The organism is Aliivibrio wodanis, assembly GCF_052920805.1.
This window is the reverse complement of sequence record NZ_JBREXA010000002.1, coordinates 1,036,178-1,063,074: the sequence shown is the minus strand read 5'-3', so window position 1 is coordinate 1,063,074 and position 26,897 is coordinate 1,036,178. Positions and strand designations below refer to the sequence as shown.

23 protein-coding genes and 1 pseudogene are annotated in these 26,897 nt (G+C 37.4%); 16 read left to right on the top strand and 8 right to left on the bottom strand.

What is annotated here, in order from left to right:
* Nucleotides 1-160 precede the first annotated feature (160 nt).
* The gene (locus tag ACU5DF_RS12735) at nucleotides 161-1,540 is read left to right on the top strand and encodes an alpha-amylase family protein (protein ID WP_446713135.1); all 1,380 of its coding nucleotides are present in this window, start codon (nucleotides 161-163) and stop codon (nucleotides 1,538-1,540) included.
* 69 nt (nucleotides 1,541-1,609) lie between these two features.
* On the opposite strand, the gene ACU5DF_RS12730 is transcribed toward ACU5DF_RS12735, so the two are convergent.
* Together ACU5DF_RS12730 and ACU5DF_RS12725 are read right to left on the bottom strand one after the other, a co-directional pair.
* Entirely contained in the window at nucleotides 1,610-2,650 is a 1,041-nt protein-coding gene (locus tag ACU5DF_RS12730) for an OmpA family protein (protein WP_446713134.1), read from the bottom strand.
* Between the two features lie 104 nt (nucleotides 2,651-2,754).
* Nucleotides 2,755-4,747, bottom strand: a pseudogene (locus tag ACU5DF_RS12725) (methyl-accepting chemotaxis protein).
* Nucleotides 4,748-5,050: 303 nt separating this feature from the next.
* On the opposite strand from ACU5DF_RS12725, the gene hinT reads away from it, so the two are divergent.
* The 5 genes from hinT to ACU5DF_RS12700 all read left to right on the top strand — a co-directional run bounded on the left by hinT (nucleotide 5,051) and on the right by ACU5DF_RS12700 (nucleotide 8,368).
* Nucleotides 5,051-5,401: a purine nucleoside phosphoramidase gene (gene hinT, locus ACU5DF_RS12720; protein ID WP_045101857.1), complete on the top strand. Its 351-nt coding sequence runs from the start codon at nucleotides 5,051-5,053 to the stop codon at nucleotides 5,399-5,401.
* A gap of 66 nt (nucleotides 5,402-5,467) precedes the next feature.
* Nucleotides 5,468-6,865: a COG3014 family protein gene (locus ACU5DF_RS12715; protein ID WP_446713133.1), complete on the top strand. Its 1,398-nt coding sequence runs from the start codon at nucleotides 5,468-5,470 to the stop codon at nucleotides 6,863-6,865.
* Nucleotides 6,865-7,254, top strand: coding sequence for a YcfL family putative periplasmic lipoprotein (locus ACU5DF_RS12710; protein WP_446713132.1), 390 nt, complete (start codon nucleotides 6,865-6,867; stop codon nucleotides 7,252-7,254). Before ACU5DF_RS12715 ends, ACU5DF_RS12710 begins: the two co-directional genes overlap by 1 nt.
* 30 nt (nucleotides 7,255-7,284) lie before the next feature.
* Entirely contained in the window at nucleotides 7,285-7,875 is a 591-nt protein-coding gene (lpoB, locus tag ACU5DF_RS12705) for a penicillin-binding protein activator LpoB (protein ID WP_446713131.1), read from the top strand.
* A 154-nt stretch (nucleotides 7,876-8,029) separates the two neighbouring features.
* The gene (locus tag ACU5DF_RS12700; RefSeq protein ID WP_446713130.1) at nucleotides 8,030-8,368 is read left to right on the top strand and encodes a YggL 50S ribosome-binding family protein; all 339 of its coding nucleotides are present in this window, start codon (nucleotides 8,030-8,032) and stop codon (nucleotides 8,366-8,368) included.
* Nucleotides 8,369-8,452: 84 nt separating this feature from the next.
* On the opposite strand, the gene ACU5DF_RS12695 is transcribed toward ACU5DF_RS12700, so the two are convergent.
* The gene (locus tag ACU5DF_RS12695; RefSeq protein WP_446713129.1) at nucleotides 8,453-9,196 is read right to left on the bottom strand and encodes a class I SAM-dependent DNA methyltransferase; all 744 of its coding nucleotides are present in this window, start codon (nucleotides 9,194-9,196) and stop codon (nucleotides 8,453-8,455) included.
* 457 nt (nucleotides 9,197-9,653) lie between these two features.
* Between ACU5DF_RS12695 and ACU5DF_RS12690 the strand changes: the two genes are divergently transcribed.
* From ACU5DF_RS12690 to ACU5DF_RS12670, 5 genes are all read left to right on the top strand, one after another.
* Nucleotides 9,654-10,490, top strand: coding sequence for a phosphotransferase (locus ACU5DF_RS12690; RefSeq protein WP_446713128.1), 837 nt, complete (start codon nucleotides 9,654-9,656; stop codon nucleotides 10,488-10,490).
* A 128-nt stretch (nucleotides 10,491-10,618) separates the two neighbouring features.
* A complete protein-coding gene (ycfP, locus tag ACU5DF_RS12685; protein ID WP_446713127.1) occupies nucleotides 10,619-11,170 on the top strand; it encodes an alpha/beta hydrolase YcfP in 552 nt (183 codons plus the stop codon).
* A 381-nt stretch (nucleotides 11,171-11,551) separates the two neighbouring features.
* The gene (locus tag ACU5DF_RS12680) at nucleotides 11,552-12,841 is read left to right on the top strand and encodes an NAD(P)/FAD-dependent oxidoreductase (protein WP_446713126.1); all 1,290 of its coding nucleotides are present in this window, start codon (nucleotides 11,552-11,554) and stop codon (nucleotides 12,839-12,841) included.
* Between the two features lie 173 nt (nucleotides 12,842-13,014).
* Entirely contained in the window at nucleotides 13,015-14,319 is a 1,305-nt protein-coding gene (locus ACU5DF_RS12675) for a DEAD/DEAH box helicase (RefSeq protein WP_446713125.1), read from the top strand.
* A gap of 9 nt (nucleotides 14,320-14,328) precedes the next feature.
* Nucleotides 14,329-14,778, top strand: a complete 450-nt coding sequence (locus ACU5DF_RS12670) for a hypothetical protein (protein WP_045101870.1) — start codon at nucleotides 14,329-14,331, stop codon at nucleotides 14,776-14,778.
* Between the two features lie 118 nt (nucleotides 14,779-14,896).
* Here the strand turns inward: ACU5DF_RS12670 and ACU5DF_RS12665 are convergent, their stop codons facing one another.
* From ACU5DF_RS12665 to ACU5DF_RS12655, 3 genes are all read right to left on the bottom strand, one after another.
* The gene (locus ACU5DF_RS12665; protein WP_045101871.1) at nucleotides 14,897-16,363 is read right to left on the bottom strand and encodes a carbon starvation CstA family protein; all 1,467 of its coding nucleotides are present in this window, start codon (nucleotides 16,361-16,363) and stop codon (nucleotides 14,897-14,899) included.
* Nucleotides 16,364-16,548: 185 nt separating this feature from the next.
* Entirely contained in the window at nucleotides 16,549-17,265 is a 717-nt protein-coding gene (gene btsR / locus ACU5DF_RS12660) for a two-component system response regulator BtsR (RefSeq protein ID WP_045101872.1), read from the bottom strand.
* Nucleotides 17,258-18,940 (bottom strand): LytS/YhcK type 5TM receptor domain-containing protein, encoded by a 1,683-nt coding sequence (locus ACU5DF_RS12655; protein ID WP_446713124.1) that lies wholly within the window; start codon nucleotides 18,938-18,940, stop codon nucleotides 17,258-17,260. Before ACU5DF_RS12655 ends, btsR begins: the two co-directional genes overlap by 8 nt.
* 244 nt (nucleotides 18,941-19,184) lie before the next feature.
* On the opposite strand from ACU5DF_RS12655, the gene ACU5DF_RS12650 reads away from it, so the two are divergent.
* On the top strand, nucleotides 19,185-19,772 hold the full coding sequence (locus ACU5DF_RS12650; RefSeq protein WP_045101874.1) for an acetate uptake transporter: 588 nt from the start codon (nucleotides 19,185-19,187) through the stop codon (nucleotides 19,770-19,772).
* 105 nt (nucleotides 19,773-19,877) lie between these two features.
* On the opposite strand, the gene ACU5DF_RS12645 is transcribed toward ACU5DF_RS12650, so the two are convergent.
* On the bottom strand, nucleotides 19,878-20,039 hold the full coding sequence (locus ACU5DF_RS12645) for a heat-shock protein HtpX (protein ID WP_446713123.1): 162 nt from the start codon (nucleotides 20,037-20,039) through the stop codon (nucleotides 19,878-19,880).
* A 300-nt stretch (nucleotides 20,040-20,339) separates the two neighbouring features.
* Between ACU5DF_RS12645 and htpX the strand changes: the two genes are divergently transcribed.
* Nucleotides 20,340-21,215: a protease HtpX gene (gene htpX / locus ACU5DF_RS12640; protein WP_446713122.1), complete on the top strand. Its 876-nt coding sequence runs from the start codon at nucleotides 20,340-20,342 to the stop codon at nucleotides 21,213-21,215.
* Between the two features lie 142 nt (nucleotides 21,216-21,357).
* On the top strand, nucleotides 21,358-21,843 hold the full coding sequence (locus ACU5DF_RS12635) for a YehS family protein (RefSeq protein ID WP_446713121.1): 486 nt from the start codon (nucleotides 21,358-21,360) through the stop codon (nucleotides 21,841-21,843).
* 67 nt (nucleotides 21,844-21,910) lie between these two features.
* Here ACU5DF_RS12635 and ACU5DF_RS12630 read toward each other — a convergent pair whose 3' ends face one another.
* On the bottom strand, nucleotides 21,911-23,188 hold the full coding sequence (locus ACU5DF_RS12630; RefSeq protein WP_446713120.1) for a dicarboxylate/amino acid:cation symporter: 1,278 nt from the start codon (nucleotides 23,186-23,188) through the stop codon (nucleotides 21,911-21,913).
* Between the two features lie 395 nt (nucleotides 23,189-23,583).
* Between ACU5DF_RS12630 and ACU5DF_RS12625 the strand changes: the two genes are divergently transcribed.
* Both ACU5DF_RS12625 and ACU5DF_RS12620 read left to right on the top strand, forming a co-directional pair.
* Nucleotides 23,584-24,993: an amidohydrolase gene (locus tag ACU5DF_RS12625; protein ID WP_446713119.1), complete on the top strand. Its 1,410-nt coding sequence runs from the start codon at nucleotides 23,584-23,586 to the stop codon at nucleotides 24,991-24,993.
* 316 nt (nucleotides 24,994-25,309) lie between these two features.
* Entirely contained in the window at nucleotides 25,310-26,779 is a 1,470-nt protein-coding gene (locus ACU5DF_RS12620) for a L,D-transpeptidase family protein (RefSeq protein WP_446713118.1), read from the top strand.
* Nucleotides 26,780-26,897: the final 118 nt, after the last annotated feature.

Here is a 26,897-nt window from a genome sequence, read left to right as displayed (position 1 = left end):
AGACATTAATAATTGGTTGATAATACGGTATCAGCGAAAGCTTGTGTTTGCATTTGGCTCTACGCCTTATGACTCCTACTCCATTTTATAGAGTTAGGGAGGAGGGCAGTAAAATCAGGGCTTTTATAATTGAGTGATGTTATGCAAAAGGATAAAAATAATGAGCCAGCAAACACAATGGCATTCAGGTAACGTTCCCGCAGTTAGTAATATCATTCTTCATGCGTTTGATTGGAGTTATCAGCATATTACTGAACAGGCTGAATTAATTGCCAGCTTAGGATATCGTTCTGTATTGGTATCACCAGCGATGAAGTCCTTATGCTTGCCATCAGGGACTCAATGGTGGCAGAGATATCAGCCACAAGATTACCGTTTAATTGATAATGCACTTGGTAATACTATTGATTTTATACGTATGGTTACTCGATTAGCAGAGCTTAATATTTGGGTTTATGTGGATGTGGTGTTTAATCACATGGCAAATGAATCAGATATTAGAGCAGATTTAGAATATCCAAATCAATGGGATAGAGAAGATTATGCACGTTATCCTGAAAAATATGAGCCATTAAGATTATTTGGTGATTTATCTAAACCGTTATTTTCTGAATCTGATTTTGTAGAAGCGTTTGGGATTGAAAACTGGAATGATAAATGGGAAGTGCAAAATGGCCGTATTTCAGGTGGAGCGCATGATCCCGGTTTACCAACATTATCAGACAGTGACCATGTCATTGCCCAGCAACGTGCTTATCTAAAAGCATTGAAAAAAATTGGGGTAAAAGGGTTTCGTATCGATGCCGCGAAACATATGACACTAGAACACCTCAATAAAGTCTGGGATGAGGAGATTGCAAAAGATGTACATATCTTTGGTGAGATCATTACAGACGGTGGAGCAACAAAAGAAGAATATGAAACTTTCTTAAGCCCTTACTTGGAAGAAACAAGGTTAGGGGCTTATGATTTTCCATTATTTAATACCTTACACCAAGCATTTGAAAAGAAAGGCTCACTATCGAGTTTAATTGATCCTTATTGTTATGGTATGGCACTTTCACCGCTTAGAGCTATCACCTTTGCTGTCACGCACGATATTCCTAATAATGATGTGTTTAAGAATTTAGTGATGACAGAGAAAAATGAATGGTTAGCTTATGCGTATTTATTTGGTAGAGAAGGTGGGATCCCGCTAATTTATTCTGAATTGGAGATTAGTGGTATAAAAAATACATTAGGCCAACCTAGATGGAAAGATGAGTGGTCGTGTAAAAAAATGGCGCAGTTGATTGCATTTTATCATGCAATGTATGGAAAACCGCAAAAGATAATTGAAGCAAGTGATGATCATTTGGTGTTTATGAGGGGAGATAGCGGCATAGTTGCTATTAATAAATCGAATAAGCCTGTTCAAATTTCTTTAAAATCAAATAATAAATGGGTTGAACTGACCTCAGCGAAGCAGAGCAGTAATCTTGAAGGGAAGTTTACGTTTGAGATCCCTAAGCACTCGTATTTATTATTTCAGTCTCTATAAAGTAGATAGTAGAAAGGGCAAGAATTAACTCTTGCCCTTTATTTGATTATTTAACTAATTACATTCGTTTTATTTATTTAAAACTTGGTACTCAAAACCTGGAACCGTGATATCAACACGACGGTTTTGGCTTCGACCTTCTCGTGTTGTATTCGTTACGATTGGGTTTGCTTCACCTTCACCACTAACCGTTAGTTGCTCTGATGATACGCCTTTTTGTTCAAAGTAATCAGCAACAGTTTGAGCTCGTTTTTCAGAAATTTGTAGGTTATACGCTTCACTACCTGAAGAATCAGTATGGCCTACAATAGTTGCTTTTGCTTCTGGGTGTGCAAGTAAAATTGCTAATACAGGCTCTAGTTCAGAGGCTGCAGCGGCTGATAGCTCAGAGCTGTTGTTAGCAAATAGGTTTTGATGTGTTTTCTGTTGCTGCTGTTTTGTGATATACGTCGGAACAACAACTTTCTCTTCTTGCACTACTTTTTCTACAATTGGTTCTTCTTTCACTGTTTCAGCAACCGCAGCGGTTGTAGCAGCAGCTGTTGCCGCCGCTGCTGAATCTGAAGACCCACCAAAGGTATAAGTTAAACCAATAGAGGTAAAGTGAGAGGCAACATCATTGATGAACTTATCCTCAATACCATCAAAATATTGGTATTCAAGGCGAAGCGCTAAAGATTGAGTTAATTCGAACTCACTACCAAAACCTACTGTAAATACAGTATCTTCTGCTTCGCTATGGCTCATGAAAGCTGCACCAGCTTTAGCAAATAAATCTACAGACTCTGTTAATGGAAGCGTATATTTAGGAGCAATAGAAATCGCGCTCAACATGCTATCAGTGCTGTAGTTAGTACCTTTGTAATTGTGATTTGTTTTAAAATCGCCAATGGCATCAAGTCCAAGCTCTAGGCCTAGTCGTTCCGTAAAGTTATAACCACCGTATGCACCGTAACCAAAAGAGTCATCATCACATGGAGATGAAAGTGAGCAAGCGTCACTCATTAAGCCCAGTCCAAGTTTTGCACCATAATAAAACTCGGCTTGTGCAGGTGCAGTTAAACCAGCAGTAGCTAATGTCGCAGCGATTAAAATAGACAACTTCTTCATAAATTATTTCCTTATAAATACATCAGATATGTAAGACTATGATTATGATAGTATCATGTACGCAAAAGGTAAATATTTTATTTCACTTATTGAAATAATGTTAACTAGACTTTGAATTGATGAACGATATCACTTTGCTGATGAGCTAATTCATTAAGTGTTGAGCTGACATTGGCAATATCATTCATTGCGGTTTGGTTCTCTTCTGCAATGTGGCTAATATCTTCAAGACTACGTGCAATTTCTGTTGTTGTGGCGCTTTGCTCGTTAGCAGCTTGAGAGATGTGGTTACTCATGTGACTTATCTCATCAATCAGGCTTTGGATCATCACCATTGCATTGTTGGCTTCGTTAGTTTGGGTGACGCTTTGTTGCATATCAACAACGCAGCTTTCAATAACTGTGGTGGTGGTTTTTGAGCTTGATTGAAGATTCGCAATCATCACTTCAATTTCAGAGGTCGATTTTGCTGTACGTTGAGCAAGAATACGAACTTCATCGGCAACTACGGCAAAGCCGCGGCCTTGTTCGCCTGCGCGTGCTGCTTCGATTGCTGCATTAAGTGCAAGTAGGTTCGTTTGTTCTGCAATGTTATTAATTACATCGAGAATAGATCCAATTTCACCGCTGACTTTTTGTAAATTACCAACAGCTTGTACTGACTCATCAAGGCGGCTTGATAATTGTTCAATCGTTTGTAAATTACTTTGCATTACTTGCTGACCATGTTCAGAGGCGGCTTCTACTTCTTGAACTTTGAGTAGAGAGCTTTCTGAACTTGATGCCACCTCAACAACGGAGTGCTCCATCTGAGTCATAGCAGCAGCGACACTGGTTGTTTGTTCACGTTGATTAAGCAGTTGTTGTTTGGCTTTTTCTGCCGTTGCACTGTTATTTTGAGCTACTGCAGTTAACTCATCAGAAGCGCCATTTAACTGCAATAATACTTTTTGTAAATTATCCGCTAAAGTATTGATATGTCGAGAAACTCGGCTAAATTCAGTGTTGTGCTTTGTTTTGATTCGTTGGGTCATATCTCCAGAGGTTAATGACTCTAAAATCTTAAGCATGTTTTGTAACGGTGTTCTTACTGATGATGCTAAATGGAAACCAATGAATGTTGCTAATAAAGAAACGAAACAACCTAAGATGATAGCTTTATAGAAACTCTGTTGATAAATGGTATCGGCTTTATTTAAAGAGTCTTGAAGGTCTCTAGTGGCCAATTCGTTAAATGATGTAAGAATCACGATTGAAGTATCAATTTGTTTAGCTAGGGTAGAAATGTTGCTATATAAGGTGTTTTTTGCATTTAAATAAGTAAAGTGAGTGTTTAAAATACCTTCTTTTTTACCTACTTCTAAGCTGAATTTAGCTACAGAATCATCAAACATTTCTTTTAATTCTGGTGCTTGATTAACTAAACCACGATAAGCATAGTTTAAATGAGTAACGGCTTTTTTATTCTTATTGACGGCTTTTTTTACAAGCTCAATATCATTACTTGCCAGTGCATCAGAAGTTATTCCTTCTGCATCTTCTAGTTTTACAAAATAGCTCTTCGCCATAACTTTTACAGCAATACTTTCTTGATCATCAACAAATTCTTTCATACGAACACTTAGCTCAGTATAAAGACGTTGAAAACTCCGTGTTGCTTGCTGTTTGTTATTTTCAGCAACAAGGAGTGCTTGATAGTTATTCATTGCTATTTTTGCTTCATTAAAATAAGCATTTTGAAGAGTTGCTAACTCAGAACGTTGTTGAGCTCCTATATTTTGATTTTGAGCTTTATTAACTAAATTCTGGAATGTTTGCTTAAATCCAGTTTCTGCGATTGTAAATTTCTCTTTTGCCTGCTGCATTTGTGCAGGGTTGCGAGTGGTTAAAAAATCTTTAAACAACTTATCTGCGGTAAGAAAGAGCGACACTGGTTTCATTAGATAAACTAACTAATGGCATAGAGTCAGAAGAGACAGATTGCATTTGTTTGTGGATATTACTCGTTCCATTGAGCATAAGAATCACCGTCGTAATAAACAAAATCACAATAAGTGAAAATCCTGCATACATTCGACGTACTACCGAACTATTCATGTTCTATCTCTCTCTAATTATTTATTTTATTCAGGCTATAATAACTAATGATATGAATAACATTAAGCCTTAATTATTGACAATAAATAACTATATTATGTTTTTTTACATTTCAATATTGCGAGTCTGTCTATAAAATTAATAATAAGTCATGAGTTTTTCTGTATCTTAATGAGTTGCCATTCTGTTAAATGTAAGGTTTTTTGTCATGAAGTTAACATTCAAATTATTGTTTTTGAGAAAGTTGTGACGCATACTAGAGCGAATAGAAAATAAAAAACTGTGTTTTATTGGAGAGATTTCATGGCTGAAGAAACGATTTTTAGTAAGATTATTCGTAAAGAGATCCCTGCGGATGTTGTGTATCAAGATGATTTAGTGACCGCATTTCGTGATATTAATCCACGAGCGCCAAGCCACGTGCTAATTATTCCAAATAAGTTGATTCCAACGACAAATGACATCGAGGCTGAAGATGAATTAGTTATGGGGCGATTATTTACTGTTGCTAAAAAAATTGCGATAGAAGAAGGCATTGCTAAAGATGGGTATCGTTTGATTGTAAACTGTAATCCACACGGTGGCCAAGAGGTATACCATATTCATATGCACCTTGTTGGCGGTCGTCCATTAGGCCCTATGCTGCTAAGTTAATAGATCTCTAATAAGGCTCCTATATTCGGAGCCTTACTTTTTTCTACTGAGAGTTTTTCTATTTTAATGACGTCGATATTTAAAAAAACCATCATACTTTCTTTCACTCTGTTGCTATCAGGGTGTGCGAACCTATCTGTTGGTAATCTCTTTAGTCACTACTCTGCTCAAACTGCCGATACTTATCAATTAGTTAAAAGTGGGAGAGCACAACAGGCATACACAGAAGAAACGTCTGAGGTCGGTGGGACTATTTTAGCTAACTTAGAGCAAGGGCGAATTAGTTTACTCAGTGAGCAGTATGCAAAAAGCCAATCTGATTTTGAAGCTGCGGAACAAGCGGTCAGGATACAGAGTGAGCAAGCGGTAATTTCAGTATCAGATTCTGCGAACCAAGTAGGCTCTTTGGTGACTAATGATAATTTACTTGCTTATAAGCCTGCTGATTATGAACTAGGTTATCTACATCTTTATCTTTCATTGAACTACTTACAAAATAATGATTTGGAAGGCGCTTTAGTTGAAGTTCGGAAAGCCAATTATATTCAAGAAAAAGCAAAGAAAGATCGTGAGAAAGAATTACGATTAGCTGAGAAAGAGGCTAAAAAGAAAGGGGTAGATGCTAATGTTGGAGCGATTCTAGCGAACTACCCAGATGTAACTGGCGATCTAGCGGCAGTACAAAACGGCTACCTTTTTTATTATTCAGGTTTATTGTTTGAGGTTAATCGAAATTTTAGTGATGCTTATATTGATTATAAGCGTGCATTAGCGGTTGCTCCGAATAATAAAACTGTGATTGAATCGGTTCAGCGTCTTGCTCGTCGATTAGGAATGCGTAACGACATAAAGATGTTAGAGCAAAAATATGGTGCGTATCAGGCTCCAAATAGCTCTCAAAGTCGAGTTATTATTATTGATGAGAAAGGGGTGCTACCGCAGTTATCTGATTGGAGATTACGATTGCCAATGTGGGATAGTCGAGGTGACTTTGTTCAATATAATCTAGCATTACCGTATTATCAGGAAATGAAAAATGAAACGTTTTCCCCTCTTAAGTTAAACGGTAATGCTTCTGTATCAGATCAAATTTCAGATGTTACGTTAATGGCGAGAAATGATCTGAGTGAACGTATGCCAGCTATGGTGCTTCGTCAGGCATTACGAGTATTTGCAAAAGATGAATTAAGAAAAACGTCAAGAAAAGCAAAAGAAGATGAGTTGGCAAATGTAGTATTAACCATCTTTAATTCTTTAACAGAACAGCCAGATACTCGTAGTTGGCAAACATTGCCATCAACAGTGAGTGTAACAAGCCAAAATGTGAATGCAGGATCGAATCGAATTCAATATTTAAATCATGAACTAGACTTTACTATACAAAAAGGTCATACCGTAGTGGTTTGGGTATCAAGACAAGGGAATGCGGTCACATGGTGGTATAAACAACTAGGGGAAATATAATGAAAAAATGGCTTATCGCAATATTATTACCATTTGCATTAATGGCTTGTAGTTCAAGTCAAACTGCGGGGATAAGTGTTGATAGCGGTACACAAAAAGTCTTATTTGGCGATAATGTCCTGGGCTATCGATTAGCGGTAGACCAGATTAATACTCAGTATAACAATGGATTAGCTCGCGGTATTGTTGCAGTTACCAGTAAATTTTCAGGAGACCAACGTCTTCAATATCGTTTTTATTGGTATGATGCTCAAGGCTTAGAAGTTGCTGGTTCAGATTCACCATGGCGTACCTTTATTATTCGTGGTTTAGATACAATGAGTATTCAGGGAGTTGCTATGAAACCAGAAGCGACTCAATTCCGTGTTCAAATCCGCACATTAGAATAATTTGAAACACTCACTAGAGGTAAATGAAAAATGAAAAAAAGTGTTATTGCATTATTAAGCTTAGCTGTATTACTCGGTGGCTGTTCTAACAAAGTAAGCTATGGTGACGCCCAAGCCGTTGAAACCACAACAGTAGACTTTGGTTCAACTGATCTACAAAAAATTGCTGCAGAAATGACAGAAAGTATGCTGTCATCAGGTTCAGTTGCTCAAATTACTCAAGGCAATCGTCCAATTGTTTTTGTTGAGAGCATTAAGAACAAAACTAGTGAGCACATTGATACTGAATCAGTAACAGATTCAATCAGTACTAAATTACTTAATTCTGGTAAGTTCCGTTTTGTAGATATGGATCGCGTAGAAGCGGTACGTTCACAACTTAACTTCCAAAATAATGATGAATTAGTAAACCAAAATACAGCGGTTCAATTTGGTAAAATGGTCGGCGCTCAATACATGCTTTATGGCAACCTTTCTAGCATCGTGAAAAATGCAGGTAGCGACAAAGACGTTTACTACAAAATGACAATGCGTTTAATGGATCTAGAAACTGGCCTTATCGAATGGGCTGATGAGACTGAGATCCGTAAACAACAAGAGAAAAGCTTATTAGGTTGGTAATTACTAAACTCTAATTTGATGAGATGAAAGCCAGAGTGGGAAACTGCTCTGGCTTTTTTGTTTATATAAACTTATTAATTTCTTGCAATCAAAGCTTGGGAAATATGGTGGAAAGGAGTATAAAGGTAGTAGATAAATCAAAGAGAGAAATGCTATGAAACTGAATAAGTTAGAAAATAAAAACCGTCGTATTCGTAAGAAATTATACTTAGGCGAGTTCGCTATTCTTGGTTTTGAAGTGAGCTGTACTACTGAATTTAAAGATTTTGATCAATATGATGTATTCGTAGATGACTTCATTGATTACATCAACAGCATTGAGTTATGTTTTGGTGGTGGTGGCCTAGAGCTATTTGAAGGTTTTATCTGTTCAACTGAGCGCTACCGTTCAGCAACAGCAGAAGAGCAGCTTCTAGTTGCTAACTGGTTAGACAGCCGCCCTGAAGTGAAAAAAGTAGAGATCAGCGAACTAGTTGATGCTAACTACCTATAATTTTGATTGTCGATAAATCAGAATGAAAAAATCCGCCTTTGTTGGCGGATTTTTTGTTTTTGAACTCTAAACTCTAGGTATGGATTATTTCTTCACACAAACAACGATAGCATTGCCTGAACCATCATTTAATGGTGTGATCTTTTCATAATCATGTTCAAACATATGAACCTCAAAGTAAGGTTCTAACAGTGTTTGCAACTGCTCAAAATCAACCGCAACCATTGGGTGCTTGTCATCCCAAACTTCTGTTACACCATCCGTTGTCTTTTCTATTTTTAGTAATAAGTGTTGTTGTTCACCTTCACCGCAATAGTTCCAACCTGATTGGAAGGAAAACTGGCTGCCTTCATGCTCTGCCGGATGTTTTACAAATGAGCGATTGTCGATCTTGTTTCTTGCTACAGAGTTGAAACACAGTACGCCTTCTGACTTCAATGCTGCATGAACACTGGCAATGCATTCTGACAGCTTTTCAATATTCGCATTGTAGTGAATGGAATAGAGAAAACAGGTGATTAAATCAAGAGGTTCTTCAACTTTGAAGTTACTCATGTCATGCAAAATAAATTCAGCATCAGGGTTACGTTGCTTTGCAATATCAAGCATAGGTTGGTTGATGTCTAACCCTTTTGCTCGATATCCATAGTTAATAAAGTGTTTAACGTGTGGGCCTGTACCACAAGCTAAATCGAGATAATCTCTTCCTTGATTACCAAAGATTTGATGTATACGGCGAACAAAGTTACTTTGCTCTTGATAATCGATATCAGCACACATTAAATCGTAATAGCCAGATAAATCAGTATATAAAGCGTTAGAGGACATTATAGTCTATCCAAAATAACACCAGTCTACTTTAAGTGTTTGATTAACCGCTTATTTGGAGAGGTATATAATACCAATTGTAGTAAATAACTGTTCATCCTAACTGGTTAATATGTTCGATAACTACGTTGAAATTTTTGATTGTAGAATAACTACTTATCGAAACTATTTGTTGAAAAGTGCCGCCTTGTTCTCAAGCACTTTTCCTGCGTTATTTCTGATCACTTACTTACTGTGATTGGTATAAGAAGTACGCCAGATGAGGAACTGTATAATAGTTAAGCCTAAAGAGACGCGTAGGGCGCGGATAGTAATCCAATTTTTTAGATTTGAATAGCTAAAACTATTAAGATTTTGAAATCAATTTCTAATGCAAATTTGAGACAAAATAAAAGCTCTTGAATAATTGTGATAAACTTTTATAAGATTATGTTATTACGAGATTTATGGAGTAGATATGGATATTAATTTTGATGGTTTTGGATTAAATGCTCACAAAGTATCGTTACTGTCTGGTGGATTAACTAATGCTTGTTTAAAAGTCGAAGCGAAAGAGGGGACTTTTGTTTGGCGACCTGTTTCTGAACAAGCGACATTACTTGGTGCAGATAGAGATAAAGAACGTGAGATTTTAACTGCATTAGACGCAGTGCCTTTTGCACCTAAGGTTTACGATTCAAATGGCGAGGGTTTGTTGGTTGAATGGTTCAAAGGAGAAGTCATTGCACTTGATAAAGCCAAAGATGCTGCTGTTGAGTTATTAGCGTCGGTTCATCAACTTACAACGAATGGGTTTGATGATGAGCTTATTAATGATGTGATGAGTTTGAAATTACGAATTTTGAGCTATTGGTCATCATTAGAACCAGAAAACCAAACAAATGAAATGCACGCTTATGTTGATTATTTCTCTCAAGAAGATGAACGGCCGTTGTTTGAACCTTGCTTATGCCACTTCGACATTGGTGCTTATAATATTATTGTTAAAGAGCAAGGGTATGGCTTAATTGATTGGGAATACGCTTCTATCGGGGACCCGAGCCAAGACTTAGCAACGATGATCATTGCCAATCAATTTGATGTCGATGAAGTTATCCATAGTTATTGTATGCAAAGAGATCTTGATGATAATGAATGGAAGTACGCCGTTAAATACTGGACGCCTTGGGTCTGTTTTATGGGCGCATTATGGTTTTCGTTAGGTTATCAGTTGCTCAAGGATAGTTGTTATCAAGAACTGGCTGAGCGAGAAATGAACAAGCTCAAGAAATTATTACCATTAATTAAGAAATAAATCGGCAATTATCTAGGCTAGATCACTGTTCTCATTATTGCTCAAGCTAAGGGCTTTAAAACCTTATTTTTCATGGTAGATTAAATTTACTATATGGAAAATTCTTATTCAGGAAACAGGGGGAATACATGATTATTTATCTTCACGGCTTCGACTCAACAAGCCCAGGTAATCATGAAAAGATTATGCAGCTTCAGTTTATTGATGAAGATGTGCGCTTTATTAACTACAGCACTCTGCATCCTAAACATGACATGCAGTACTTATTGAAAGAAGTGCATAAGGTTATAGAACAAGCTGGTGATCCAAACCCAATTATTTGTGGTGTTGGCCTTGGTGGTTTTTGGGCTGAACGCATTGGCTTTTTATGCGGTATTCGTCAGGTTATGTTTAATCCTAACTTGCATCCAGAAGTGAATATGGAAGGTCGTATCGATCGTCCTGAAGAGTATACTGATATTGCAACCAAGTGTGTTGAGAAGTTCCGTAATAAAAATAAAGAAAATTGTTTATGTATTTTATCAAGAAGTGATGAGATTCGTGATAATTCAGCAACGGCGACAGAGCTTGAACCATATTATCAAATTATTTGGGATGAGAATGAAACGCATAAATTTAAGAAGATCTCTCAGCATCTACAGGTAATGAAAGCTTTTAAAGAAGCTGAAACGCTCATTTAGTGCCTATATTGATTCATTTGATTTGATGCCAAAAAACCTCAGTAACATAATAAAAGCCTCACATTATCGTGAGGTTTTTTGATCTAAACCAAAGAAACGATCTGCTGTTACAATTTCGATCAATTTACCTATTTATTTTACACATCTAAAAAAATCTTCTGCATAACATCTATATCTGCTTGATAACATCAGAAATAGGGTTATATAATGCAAAAAACAAAGAAAAGAAGCATAAATTGCTCAAGTTAGCGTAACGTGAACGCTGTTTCCTCAAGACTCTTATTTTTTGTACTGCGAGTTAGCAAAACAAAGAGAGCACAAATTTTTTAATCTGAGTTACTTAGGTTAATGCCGTTTTTTATTTTTTAGAGGAAGATTGCAATGACTAAGATTGTTATTGTTGGTGGTGGAGCTGGTGGTCTAGAGCTTGCTACTAAATTTGGTCGTACATTAGGTCGTAAAGGTCGCGCAGAAGTTACTTTAGTTGATCGTAAAGCAAGTCACTTATGGAAACCATTACTTCATGAAGTAGCAACAGGCTCTTTAGATGAAGGCGTTGATGCAATCAGTTACCGTGCACATGCTAAAAATCACTCTTTTGATTTTCAAATGGGTAGCTTGTGCGATATTAATCGTGATCGTAAATTTATTACTTTGGCTGAAATTAAAGATGAGCATGGTGAGTTACTCATCCCAACAAGAGAGATTGAATACGATTATTTAATCCTTGCGATTGGCTCTACATCGAATGATTTCAATACTCCTGGGGTTCGTGAAAATTGTATTTTCCTTGATAGCCCAGAGCAAGCACATCGCTTCCGTACGGAAATGAATAATCAGTTCTTAAAACTTCATATGCATCCAACACAAAAAACCGTTGATATAGCGATTGTTGGTGCAGGTGCGACGGGTGTTGAGCTTTCTGCTGAACTTCATAATGCGATTAAAGAGCTACGTTTATATGGCTTCGGTGATTTAGATTCTGCAAAATTAAATGTAAACCTTGTTGAAGCGGGTGAGCGTATTCTTCCAGCTCTTCCTCCTCGTATTTCTTCAGCTGCGCACAGTGAATTAACAAAGCTGGGTGTAAACGTTAGAACGATGACGATGGTAACCAAAGCCGATTCTGAAGGTTTACATACTAAAGATGGCGAGCTTATTCCTGCTCAAATCATGGTTTGGGCTGCAGGCATCAAGGCTCCTGATTTTATGAAAGAGATCGCAGGTTTAGAATCGAACCGTATTAACCAACTTGTTGTTAAGCCAACGCTGCAAACAACACGTGATGATGATATTTTCGTCATTGGTGATTTAGCGTGTTGCGAGAAACCTGAAGGTGGTTTTGTTCCACCTCGTGCACAATCAGCACACCAAATGGCAAGTCATGCTTTTAAGAATATCGTTGCTAAAATGACTAACCGTGAAATGAAGCCATATATTTATAAAGATCACGGTTCTTTAGTTTCATTAAGTAACTTCTCAACCGTTGGTAGCTTAATGGGCAATTTAACTAAAGGCTCTATGATGGTTGAAGGTCGTATTGCTCGTGTTGTGTACATTTCATTGTATCGTATGCACCAAATTGCACTGCATGGTGTATTTAAAACAACCTTGATTATGTTGGTTGGCCGTATTAACCGAGTGCTTCGTCCAAACTTAAAACTTCACTAATCACGGTGTTTTAAAAATAAATCAGTAAAAAGGCAGGGATACTTTGGTATTTCTGCCTTTTTTTATGATGGAATAACAAAAAATGTGCGCTAACTCACCGTAAATCATCTATAATGCGCGGCTAAATTATAGATCATTGAATACATAGACTGTTCGCTTAAGGAATCCACTTTATGTCATTTTCATCTCAAGGTTTTTCACCTGAAGTCGTAAAAGCATTAACTGAATGTGGTTATCAGAAATTAACCCCAATCCAGCAAAAAGCCATTCCTTTGGCACGTAAAGGTCATGATATTCTTGCGAATGCTCAAACCGGTACTGGTAAAACGGCTGCATTTGCATTGCCTGTTATTCAGCAATTGCTTGATTCTAAAAAAACAGCAACACGTCGTTCAGCTCGTGCGTTAATTTTAGCGCCAACTCGTGAGCTAGCAGAGCAGATCGCATCAAACATTGCTGATTACACAAAATATACAGCATTATCTGTAACCGCTGTATTTGGCGGTAAGAAAATGTCTTCTCAAGAGAGAGCATTGGATCCAGGTGTTGATATCTTGGTCGCGACTCCAGGTCGTCTTCAAGAGCACATCGAAGAGGGCAATATCTCTATCGCTAATCTTGAATTTTTAGTATTCGATGAAGCTGACCGTATGTTAGATATGGGCTTTGTTAATGCTATCCGTAATATCATGATGGAAGTGAACTCTGCACCACAAATCATGCTGTTCTCTGCGACGTCTTCAGCACAAATGAACAAGTTAGCGAGCGATATTTTACGTCGTCCAAAACGTGTTTCTGTTGATCGTGAAAACATGACAGCATCGACTATTGCTCACGTTGTTTATCCTGTAGATGAAGAGCGTAAAACCGAATTATTATCAGAATTGATTGGTCGTAAAAACTGGCAGCAAGTTCTGGTATTTGTAAACTATAAAGAAACAGCAAATAACATCGTTAAAGAGCTTAAGCTTGATGGTATTAAAGCGGTTATTTGTCATGGTGATAAAGCACAAAGTGCTCGTCGTCGTGCACTAGAAGAGTTTAAAGAAGGCAAAGCTCGTGTAATGGTTGCAACGGATGTTGCTGCTCGTGGTCTTGATATTGCTGACTTACCACACGTAATTAACTACGATATGCCTTTCTTAGCAGAAGATTATGTTCACCGTATTGGTCGAACTGGTCGTGCTGGTAAAAAAGGTCATGCAGTTTCATTTGTTAGCCGTGAAGAAGAGCTAACAGTTGTTCAAGTTGAAACACTAATTCAGCAACGTATTCACCGTGTAGTTCAAACGGGTTACGAGCCTAAGAGCCGTGATGCTTACATTGAAAAAGTGAACACGAAAGAAGGATTTAAAAATCGTAAAGGTCGTACTAATAATGTAACCAATGCGAATCAAGATCAGGCTTCTGCAGAGCGTCGTATGCGTTTGAAGAACGTGATCCAAAAGAAAGCTGGTATTACTAAGCTTAAAAAGTAGGAGAGTAAAATGGAACGTGATTATACTTTCTCTTGTTTGGTAACAATGCCACGTCATGATCTTGAAGAGTTCAGCCACCGTGTGATTAGTCGCATGGTTCCTGAAGAGACAATAAAAGAGATCTTTACGTTTGAACAAGAAGAAACAGCCAATCAAGATCGTATGCAAACGGCTCAACTAGATGCCATGCTTCGTCTTGCTGCTGTTGCTCTTGGTGAAGTGACTCATGCATTTTCAGAGTCTGATAATTCACAACAAAATAGCTTACGTATGATGCGTCTTGTTTTATGGCATGCTTATGCAATGTTATTTAACTTAGAAGAAGCGGTATCATTAGAGGAACACTGTGAATTGGTTGAGCAGATTTTGGCGAAACCACCAACAGATGCATTGAATTGGTTGCCGGTTTTATCTAAATTGCTTGGTGATTACGCCGCAATCGCTGCGAAACAGAAGTAACGCTGTCAATAAATACAAAGTAAGTACAAATTATAAAAACGCCAGTGGTTATTATCACTGGCGTTTTTTTTGTTTCGGCTTAAGTCTAAAGCTATAGGGGGAAAGTTATAACATTAGTTTAAGATTGTAGACTCTCTTCTTCTGAATCAATCTCACCTTTGCCTTTTGATTTTACAATCACTAGACCAGCAATTACACACGCAGAGACAACGCCTGTGATAGTCGATAGCGTCATTGGTAAACCAAAACCTAACTGACTGTTGCTTAGAATGAAAGTGATACAAACACTTGTCATGAATATCGCAGGAACCGTGGTAACCCAGTGAAGTTTATTGTGACGAAGCAGGTAAGCTGAAGCTGTCCATAACATCATTACTGCTGTTGTTTGGTTAGCAAAGCCGAAGTAACGCCAGATAATACCAAAATCAACTTGAGTCAAGATACCGCCAAGAACAAACAATGGTAGGGCCATAAGTAGGCGGTTACGCAGTGTTTTTTGTTCCATGTTGAAGTACTCAGCAAGGATTAAACGACTTGAACGGAACGCAGTATCACCTGAGGTAATTGGTAGAATGATTACGCCTAAGAAAGCAAGGATGCCGCCAAACGTACCTAGAAGTCCAAATGATGCAGTATAAACAACATTACCAGGACCACCGTCTGCAACTGCTGCTTGAAGTGCTTCCATACCATCGAAGAAAGAGAGAGCAATTGCACACCAGATAAGAGCGATAATACCTTCACCAATCATTGCTCCGTAGAATACAAAGCGACCATTTTTTTCATTTTCCATACAGCGCGCCATAAGTGGCGATTGTGTTGCGTGGAAACCAGAGATAGCACCACAAGCGATAGTGATGAATAGAGCAGGCCATAATGGTAAGTCGTTTGGATTCATATTAGTGAACATTTGGCTTGGCTCATAGCTACCAAGAACAGAGTGGTCACTTGAAAGTGCAATTGCAGTAATCAAACCAACAGACATGAATATTAGTAGTGCACCAAACAACGGATAGAAGCGACCAATGATTTTATCTACCGGAACAATCGTAGCAATGATGTAGTAACCAAAAATGATAACAACCATCGCCGTCATTGTGATGCCTAAATCAAATTGGTCATTCATTAGGTTTGTAAGCATGCTTGCAGGAGCAGATACAAATACCACACCAACAAGAAGTAACAGAACAATCGCGAACACATTCATAAAGTGTTTTGCGCCATTACCTAGGTACTTACCAGTAATCGTTGGAACTGACGCTCCGCCATTACGGATAGAAAGCATACCTGAGAAGTAATCGTGTACAGCACCTGCAAAAATACAACCTAGTACAATCCATAACATAGCTGCAGGGCCGTAAAGGGCACCCATGATTGGGCCAAAAATTGGACCGACGCCTGCAATATTAAGAAGTTGAACTAGATATACTTTTGGTGTCGACATTGGAACAAAGTCTACGCCATCTGTTTTTGTATGAGCGGGGGTTTTTCTGTCTTCTTTAATACCGAAGATTTTTTCGATAAACGCACCGTAGATGAAGTAACCACCGATAAGTGCTGCAACGCAGGTTAGAAACCAAACCATAATTTATTCCTTGTTTGAATTACTGGTTAATTAAATAAACAAATTTATATGCTGGTTATCATACTGGTGGGCGTAAAGAGTTCACGCCCAAAAAAGGTGAGTGGTTGTGATGAGAGGTTAAACGGTGTTATTTAATGTTAAGTGGTTTTGAGTAATATTAACTGGTTTGTATGAGTAAATTAAAACTAACCATGAATCCCCAATCGTTCTTTGATTTCTTTAAGATAACGTCGACTCACTTGAGCTATATGCCCACTTTGAGTGAGGATCTCACTCGTGCCATTCTCATGTAACTTAATCTCTCGAATAAAATGAGGGTTTATCAGAAATTGTCGATGACAGCGAATGAGTGGCGTTTTCTCTTCAAGTACTTTCAATGTTAATTGTGTACAAGCGGCTTCTGTTTTTGTTAGTAGCTGAACCCCTGAAGCTTGAATACTTGCAACCTCAAGCTCTTGAGAGGGAAGTAGAAGAATACGGTTGTGGCCAGAGCATGGGATCAGCTCAATTTCAGTTTGAGTGATAGGCGTAAGATCTAGCTTGGTTTCTAGAGCTAATAAGCGTTTGACTGTCTTTTCAAGGCGGCGAGGTTCAATAGGCTTGAGTAGATAATCAAAGGCATTATCCTCGAAGGCTTTTACTGCAAATTCATCATAAGCGGTAACAAAAACCACATTTGGCATGGTTTCAGGATCAAGCATGCTAATCAAGTCCATTCCGGTAATCTTTGGCATTTGAATATCTAAAAATACCACATCAGGCTTGAGCTGATTAATCTGCTTTAATCCGTCAATAGCGTTGCCACATTCGGCAATAACGTCAATGTGACCAATTTCATTTAATTGTTCAATTAACTCTTCACGAGCAAATAGTTCGTCATCAATCACAATCGCTTTAAGCATGATTTATCGTCTCTAGTGGTAAGTGAATAGTAGCTTTGGTTTGTTGGTTTTCAATGCAAGACATGGTTAACCCAAACGCCTCACCAAATTGATTTTTTAAACGTTTATCAACGATGGTTGTGCCTAAACCATCACTGTTAGTTTGTTCTACGTACAGCCCTGCATTATCTATAACCTCAAGGATGACTTGATGATGGGATAGATAAGCGTTGATTTTTATCTCTCCTTCTTCAAACATGTTAGAGGTTCCATGTTTGATAGCATTCTCAACTAAAGGTTGAAGAGTAAATGTAGGAAGCTTTAAGTCGTATAAACTCTCATCGATATCAACCGTTACTGTTAATCGATCTGAAAACCGAGCTAATTCGATTTCTAAATAGGATTGTACGTGATGTAACTCTTCTTTTAATGTGACTTGCTCAAAGTTTTGCTTTAAGTTTCGGCGGAAAAACTGAGATAAATGTTGAATTAGTTCACGAGCGCGATTTGGATCTCGTCGAATAACTGCACTAATGGTATTTAATGCATTAAACAGAAAGTGTGGATTAACTTGAGCCTGTAATAAACGCAATTCTGCTTGAGTTAATAAGGTTTGTTGCTGCAAATAGCGACCAGCTAAAATTTGATTAGAGAGTAATTTGGCAATACCTTCTCCAAGAGTAATATTGATATAGGAAAATAACTTCAGTTTTGGCTCATACAGTTTAATAGTACCAATAACCTCATTATTTACCCCAATTAGAGGAATAACCAATGCTGAGCCGAGTTTGCATTTGTCATCAATAGAGCATTGATAAGGGTATTCATCCCCATCTATGTACATTACTTTACTTTGCTTTATCGCTTGGCGAGTGTAATCAGAAGCGATAGGGGTTCCTGGTAAATGGTGATCATCACCAATGCCAATAAAGGCTAGTATTTTCTCTTTATCAGTAATAGATACAGCGCCAACACCGGTCTCTTCGTAGATGATTTCAGCGATTTGTTTGCTATTTTCTTGGTTGAAACCTTGGCTTAATATACCAACAGATCGTTGTGCAATATTAAGTGCTTTATTGGAGAATGCTGCGGAGTATTTTTCATAAATCGTTTTTCTATCTTGGATAATACTCATGAACATGGCAGCACCAACAGAGTTGGCTACAATCATAGGTAGGATAATAGAAGAGACAAGGATGTAAGCTTGATCAAATGGTTTGGCTACGATTAAAATAATAGCCATTTGTAGAAGTTCAGCAATAAAAGCAATCATGAGAACAGTTCTTGGTCTAAATAACTGTTCTATTTGATTTCTTCTAACAAAATACAGATGAAATAACCCACCAAGAAGTCCTTCAGATGTGGTTGAAATAGCGCAGGCTAGATCGGTAAATCCTCCCATAGAGTATCGGTGAAGTCCGCCAGTTAAACCAACAAAGAAACCAACTAAAGGTCCGCCTAATACTCCTCCCATGACAGCACCAATTGCTCTTGTATTTGCGATGGCGTCTTGAATTGCTAAACCAAAGTAAGTACCTAGAATACAGAAGCCAGAAAAGATGATGTAACAAAGAAAGCGATGGCTCCAGCGACCTGAAATAGTAGTAATAGGCAGAAATAAAGGCGTCTTACTTAATAGGTAAGCAAGTACGAGGTAAACACTTAATTGCTGTAGTAGGGAAAACACCAATTCCATGAAGATTCTCTATAGATAAAGCAGGGGTCTTTAGTTTAATCGTAATTAAGTATTGTGTCTAAATAGAAGAGGGGAAAGAGAGTGTTCTTATTTGTAAAATAACTGTAAACCCCCTTTAATTTAAAAAGTGCAATAAATGAAATGTAAGATTCCATAAATGACACTTGTGATCTTTGTCACTGATAAATAGAATGCGCTTCCTAAACATTTTTTTAATCATTACACTTTTTTTTGAGGCATCTAAATGTCAAACAAACTTGCAAACCCAGCTCCATTAGGCTTAATGGCTTTTGGTATGACAACTGTTTTACTAAACCTACACAATGCGGGCTTTTTCCCTTTAAATACTGCGATCTTATCGATGGGTATTTTTTACGGTGGTCTTGCGCAAGTAATTGCTGGCATTATGGAATATAAAAAGGGTAATACATTTGGTACTACTGCGTTCACTTCTTACGGCTTTTTCTGGTTATCTCTTGTTGGCTTAATTATTATGCCAGAAATGGGTCTAGGCCAAGCAACATCACCAGAGTTTATGGGTTGGTATCTTTCAATGTGGGGCGTACTAACGTTTTTCCTATTTTTAGGTACATTTAACTACCCACGAGCTAAGCAGGTGATCTTTGGTAGCTTAACCATTCTATTTGCTTTGTTAGCGATTCGTGATTTCACTGGTAGCGAGTTAATTGGTCACATTGCAGGTTATGAAGGTATCTTCTGTGGTTTAAGTGCAATGTACTTCTCTATGGCGCAAGTAATTAACGCTGAATACGGTCGTACAGTCTTACCTGTTGGTGAAATGAAACCAAAAGCTGCAACAGTAACTGCTTAAATATTTAATCTACTTTAATTTAAAAAGCGGCTCACTATATTATATAGTGAGCCGCTTTTTTAGTGTTTGCTTGAAATAGATTTAAGAAATAAATAGCTTCAGTTCTTATCGTTTTAAACCCATCAACGCCTCTTGAGTTTCCATGATTTGAGTTTGCAAATCCGTTTGAGATTGGATCCCAAGTTGCTTTTGCGCTTCTTCTTTTGATAACCCTAGATGGCAACAAAGCATATCAATAGCCATTAAGTGCGTTTCGTTTTCTGTCATGTTCGATCCTTGAGCATTATGTTTTAAATCAATAATGACAAAGTAAAGTGAAAGAGAAATGATCACAATACGACTTAAGTCTAATATTCCTAAGTTATTCTTACTCTTCTAATCATGGAAAAGTAAGAATAAAGATAAATAGAGAGCAAGAAAGTGTATCAAAGTGCGTCAAGCCCTTGTAATTGAGCTAAATGGCACTATCTTATGCTTATACCTAAAACGTGTCACAAATACGTAGGGTGTCTACTTAAGAATATAGAATAAATAAGTAGAGTTTATTATTAATTGGAGAAAATATAAATGAAGCGTATTGCGCTGTTTTTAGCAACAAACTTAGCGGTAATGATTGTATTCAGTATTGTTCTGAATATTGTTTATTCTGTTACGGGGATTCAACAAGGTAGCCTTTCTGGGTTGCTGGTTATGGCGGTATTATTTGGTTTTGGTGGATCAATTGTTTCACTAATGATGTCAAAATCAATGGCACTACGTTCTGTTGGCGGTGAAGTTATTGAGCAACCACGCAATGAAACAGAACATTGGCTAATGCAGACGGTTTCTCGTCAAGCTCAACAGGTTGGTATTGGTATGCCAACGGTTGCAATTTACGACTCGCCTGATATGAATGCTTTTGCTACTGGTGCTAAGCGTGATAATTCTTTAGTTGCGGTATCTACAGGCCTACTTCACAACATGACTCGTGATGAAGCTGAAGCGGTTCTTGCTCATGAAGTGAGTCACATTGCGAATGGCGACATGATAACAATGACGTTAATGCAAGGTGTCGTGAATACCTTCGTTATTTTCTTATCACGTATGATTGCAAATGCAGTGAGTGGTTTCACATCAAGCGATGAAGAAGGTGAGGGCGAAGGCGGTAGTTTCATGACGTATTTCATCGTTTCTACCATTCTTGAAATTGCCTTTGGCTTCTTAGCAAGCTTCTTAACGATGTGGTTTAGCCGTCATCGTGAATTCCATGCCGATGCAGGTGCAGCTCAATTGGTTGGTAAAGAAAAAATGATCGCTGCTTTAGAACGTCTACGTATGGGACAAGAATCTCAACTAGAAGGCTCTATGATGGCATTTGGTATTAATGGTAAAAAATCATTAACTGAATTATTAATGAGTCATCCACCATTAGATAAGCGTATTAATGCATTACGCCAAATGTAATTTAATACATTAGTAAAAGATTAAAATAAACCCGAGGTAATTCTCGGGTTTTTTGTATGTGGAGATCACATAAATCTTTTACCGAGAGGGATAACAAGTTATAGTCTGCCCCTCATTTAAATTAAGACATTTAGGATATACCTTGACTAATAACGACATTTTACGACGCATTCGCTACGCTTTTGACTTTGATGATACTAAGATGATTGCACTGTTTGCAGCAGCAGATCTAGAAGTAACTCGTGAGCAAGTTTGTAACTGGTTAAAAGCAGATGACGATAAAGATTACAAAAGCTGTCAAGATGTTCAATTAGCAACGTTTCTAAATGGCTTAATTAATGATCGTCGTGGTAAGCGCGAAGGCGAGCAACCAAAGCCTGAAGAAAAGCTAACGAACAATATTATTCTTAAGAAGCTACAGATTGCATTAAACTTAAAAGCAGATGATGTACTAGACCTGATGAAGCTAGTTAACTTCCGTTTAAGTAAGCATGAACTAAGTGCATTTTTCCGCAAGGCAGATCATAAACACTACCGTATCTGTAAAGATCAAGTTTTACGTAATTTCTTACAAGGTGTTCAACACAACCAACGTAATGATGTTGATGCTGAGGTAGAAGGCGAATAATCTCCTTTTCTTTATATAATAAAAAAGCCACTACCTATTAAGTAGTGGCTTTTTTTTATTCAAACTATTAGCTATTAGCTTTTTCTGTAAATGTCTCATCTTCTTTTGCTACTTCAATAGCACCTTCAGACTTGGCAACGATAGTATTTACTGCTGTATCACCAACTACGTTAGAAGACGTACAGAACATATCATTAATACGGTCAACGGCAGCAACAATAGCAAGACCTTCAGGTGGAAGACCTAATTGGTGCAAGATAACACCGACCATAACAACACCACCACCAGGAACACCACCGGCACCGATTGAAAGTAGTAGAATAGTAAACCCTAGAGTAAATAAATCTGCAGAATCGATAGGTTGACCAAATGCGTTAGCAACAAAGATAGCGGCAAGTGCAATATAGATAGATACACCAGACATGTTCATGGTTGCACCTAGCGGAACCCCAAAGCCTGCTACAGATTTAGATACATTTAACTTATCTGTTAGTGTACGCATAGTTACTGGAATTGTTGCATTTGAACTTGCTGTTGATAGAGAGAACAAGATCTGCTCACGTACCGCACGCAAAAATGTTTTTGGAGAAATTCCTGTCGTAATGCTCACCATTAATGGATAGAAAATGAAAATCCAGAAAGTCAGCATTGAGATAACAAGAGCAACATAACCCGCAACAGACATTAAAGTATTAGCATTTAATGTTGCACCTAGTTGGATCATAAGTGCAAATACACCATAAGGAGCAAGGCTCATCACTAAGCTGATTAGCTTCATCATGATCTCATTAGCGACTTTAAATGTTTTGATTGCAGGACCGCCACGGTGATCCAAGGCTTGAATAGCAAGACCAGTTAGAATCGCCATAAAGATGATTTGTAGCATATCACCACTTGCAAATGCTTCAACAGGGTTGCTAGGTACAATATTCGTAATCAGTGAGAAGATATCAGGAGTCTCTGTTGCTTTTAATTCAACAGAACCTGCAGCAATCGTTCCCATTAGATTAGCATCTGCACCTGGGGCAAAAATCATACCCACAGTAAGTGCTGCTGTAATCGCGATGATGGTGTTAATAAGGTATAAAGCAAAAGTTTTACCACCAAGACGACCAAATGAAGCAATATCTTTTAATTCAACAATACCGCAGACAATTGAAACATAGACCAAAGGAACAACTAGCAGTTTGATCAATGAGACAAACATCCCACCAACGCCTTCAGCGGTTCCTAATAGAAATGAATCAAAGAAAGCGATGCCATTAAACATATATTGTATCGCTGTACCAATTAATAGACCTGCGAACAGACCTACAAATATTCTGCTTGAAAGTGACTTTTTCATAATATGGGTTTTCTCCAGAATGTTGTGCTCACCTTTGGGTGAATCCTTGTTATGTTTCACTATTGTTTCAAAAATCGAGAGGATATTTACATATTGTTAATAAGTTTTAAAGTAAAAAAAACGGCGTAATGTTAACCAGTTCATGTGAGTTAAAATAATTTATTGAGCGAATTAACATTTACATTTTATTAAAACCAATTACTTAACTTTAAAACGTTAAAGGTTTTACGTACGGTTTTTTGTATTTTATAGAGAGAAGTTAATTACCGAAAGTATGAAGCTGATCACTACTTTGAATGAATGTTGACTTTCTCTATTGATAATTTACTTGATAAAAGAAAATTAACGTATACCATCCCACCTTGAATATTATCCTTACTTTTAGCGAGTTATCCATGTATTTAAAAAAGACAATAGTAGCGGCAGCAATTGCAGCAAATGCGTTTACTGCTTTTTCTGCGTTTGCAGCTCAGCAAGTTGATTTGTTGATCACTGATGCAACACTTCTTACCATGAATGAATCTAAGCAAACGTTTGAGAATGGTGTTGTTGCAATAAAGGGTAATAAAATTATTGCAGTTGGTGATGAAAGCCTAGCAAAGGATTACACAGCAAAAACAGTATTAGATGTTGATGGTGACATTGTCTTACCTGGTTTAATTAACACACATACGCATGCTTCAATGACGGTTTTCCGCTCACTAGCTGATGATGTACCAGATCGTCTCCATCGTTATATTTTCCCTTTAGAGAAAAAGTTAGTATCACGCGATATGGTTCGTATTGGTGCTAACTTAGGTAACGTAGAGATGGTTAAGGGCGGCGTTACGACTTATGCTGATATGTATTACTTTGAAGATGAAGTCGCTAAAACGGTTGATAAAATTGGTATGCGTGCCATTTTAGGTGAAAGCGTTATCAAATTCCCTGTTGCTGATGCTGCAAATGCAGAAGAGGGCATTCAATATGCCTTAAACTTTATTGAAGAATATAAAGATCATCCCCGTATTACACCTGCGTTTGCTCCTCATGCACCATATACGAATACAACAGAAATTTTGCAAAAAGTGGCTAAACTGTCTTTAGAGCTTGATGTTCCAGTTATGATCCACTTAGCTGAATCTCATCGTGAAGAAGAGAAAATTGCAAAACGTTCAAATGGCTTGTCTCCAGTTCAGTACATGGATAGCATCGGTGCGCTGAACAAGAACTTAATCGGAGCTCATATGATCTTAGTTGATGATAAGGACATCGAATTAGTGAAACAATCTGACATGGGTGTTGCTCATAATATGAGCGCTAATATCAAATCGGCTAAAGGTGTTTCTCCAGCTCTTAAGATGTATGATGAAGGCGTTCGCATCGGGCTAGGTACTGATGGCCCAATGTCTGGTAATACATTAAGTATTATTGATGAGTTTAACCAAGTAGCTAAAGTACATAAATTAGTCAATAAAGACCGTGCTGCAATGCCTCCAATCAAAGTTATTGATATGGCTACAATGGGTGCAGCAAAAGCACTTCATATGGAAGATAAAATCGGTTCAATTGAAGTCGGAAAATTAGCGGATATTATTGTCGTTGATACAACAGCACCAAATATGATGCCTGTTTATAACCCATATTCGGCATTAGTTTACTCAGCAAACTCTGGTAATGTTCGTCATACCATTGTTGATGGTAAAGTGATCATGAAAGATCGTGCCATCTTAACTGTAAATGAAGAAGAGATCCGAAAAGAAGTCATTGAATTTACAAAACTAGTTCGTAAAACGGTTATTGAGAGTGGTGAAGTTGTTCAATAATATTGAATGATATATCTACTTAAATAGCTAATAACTATTTAAATCAACTTTAAATAAAGGCTAGAGCTTATGTTCTAGCCTTTTTTGTTATTTATCTAGATCTTAGCAATTTTACTCTGGGCTTGAGTATTGATTCTTTAATTTAAGACTCCTGTCAAATAGACGGTGGTATTCAAGGATAATATCTTGATCTTCAAAGCATTGAGACTACTATGAATGTAGTGTTGTTATTTTGTAAGGGATATTAATGGGTAAGTTAACGGCTTTGTGTTTTATATGCTTAATGTCGGTGTCATTTTTGAGCCAGGCCTCAAGAGTGGACGAGTATATTAACAAATATGATATGCAGTTATTTTATCCTGAAGCTGTTTCTATGTTATATCCTAATTCTCAACGTCAGTGGAACTCAGATAAAGCACAAAAAGATTTAGAGAATCAGCTTGCTCTATTAATACTCGCCGATCTTAACAGCGCGCTTGAAAATCGTTACTATCTACTGCAACAGGCCATTGGCTTAGAGTATGATATTTTAGCAACGGATACGTTAATTTATTTACTGACTTATCAATCGTTAATATCTAAGAAGGGAACTAGTTGGTTTTTTGGTGGACGGCTTGAAACTCATCTAGGGGAGCCATCACCACAAATAATCACTCAATTACATCAAGCATTCGAAAATAAAGAATTAGAGAACATCACTCAAACGTTACCGCCTAATTCTTCACAATACGCGGCATTATATGAGCAATTATTATCGTATTATGACCCTTATCATGTACCCGTTGATAAAATGCCTTTTTCTCGCGTAATTAAGCCGAATGAAGTCTTATCTAATCAGACTTTATTATTACGCCTTCAAGTTTCTGGTGAATTAAATCAAGAGGATGTTGAACGTCTTTCTCAAGACATTAGTGGTATTTATCACTCTGAGTTAGTTGGTATAGTAAAACAATTTCAAACTCGGCATGGCTTAGTCTCTGATGGAATTATTGGACCAAAAACGATATTTTGGTTAAATATGTCAGCACAAGAGCGCGTAAGGATTATGGCGTTAAATATTCAACGACTACGCTTATGGCAAGATAAAAAGAACCGCTTTGTGTTAGTTAATATACCTTCCTATGAAATGGGGTATTGGCAAGAAGATAAGCTGTTGTTTCATAGTAAAGTGATTGTTGGAAAGCCAGCGAGGAAAACACCATTGCTATCTTCACGACTCGATTCAATCGTATTTAATCCGAATTGGAGAGTACCAACAAGAATCATGAAAGAAGATATTTTGCCAAAAGCTTTTAATAATCAAGATTATCTATTAACGCATAACTATGAGGTGCTCCCTACTTGGCGGAGTAATGATGTGATCCCTCTTAATGAGATTGAATGGGATACGATGACAGTCGATAATTTCCCTTATAAATTAAGACAGAAATCAGGAAATTCAAATGCACTAGGTCGCTATAAGTTTAATATTCCTAATAGAAATGCAATCTACTTACACGATACTCCATCCCGATCGTTATTCAAAAAGCAGCATCGAGCATATAGCTCAGGATGTATTCGAGTAGAAAGAGCTTCTGAATTTGCACAATTATTGATGAAGGAATCTCAATTTTCAGCTCAAGATTACAAAAAGTATCATCAATTACCAAAGACCAATACAGTAGGGCTCGGTAAGCGGATATTAGTTTATACAATTTATCAAACTGCTTGGGTTGATGATAAAAATCAGATTCAATTTAGAAATGACATATATAAATATGATAAATGGAGTAAATCCAGAAATTGACTTAATTTTAACATTCATCGTTAAATTAATCTAAGTCATTATCATTTAACAAGTAAATGCTAGAAAATTTGAATAAACAGGAAAAAGTTGTTTGCCTGTTATTTGACCATGAATAATT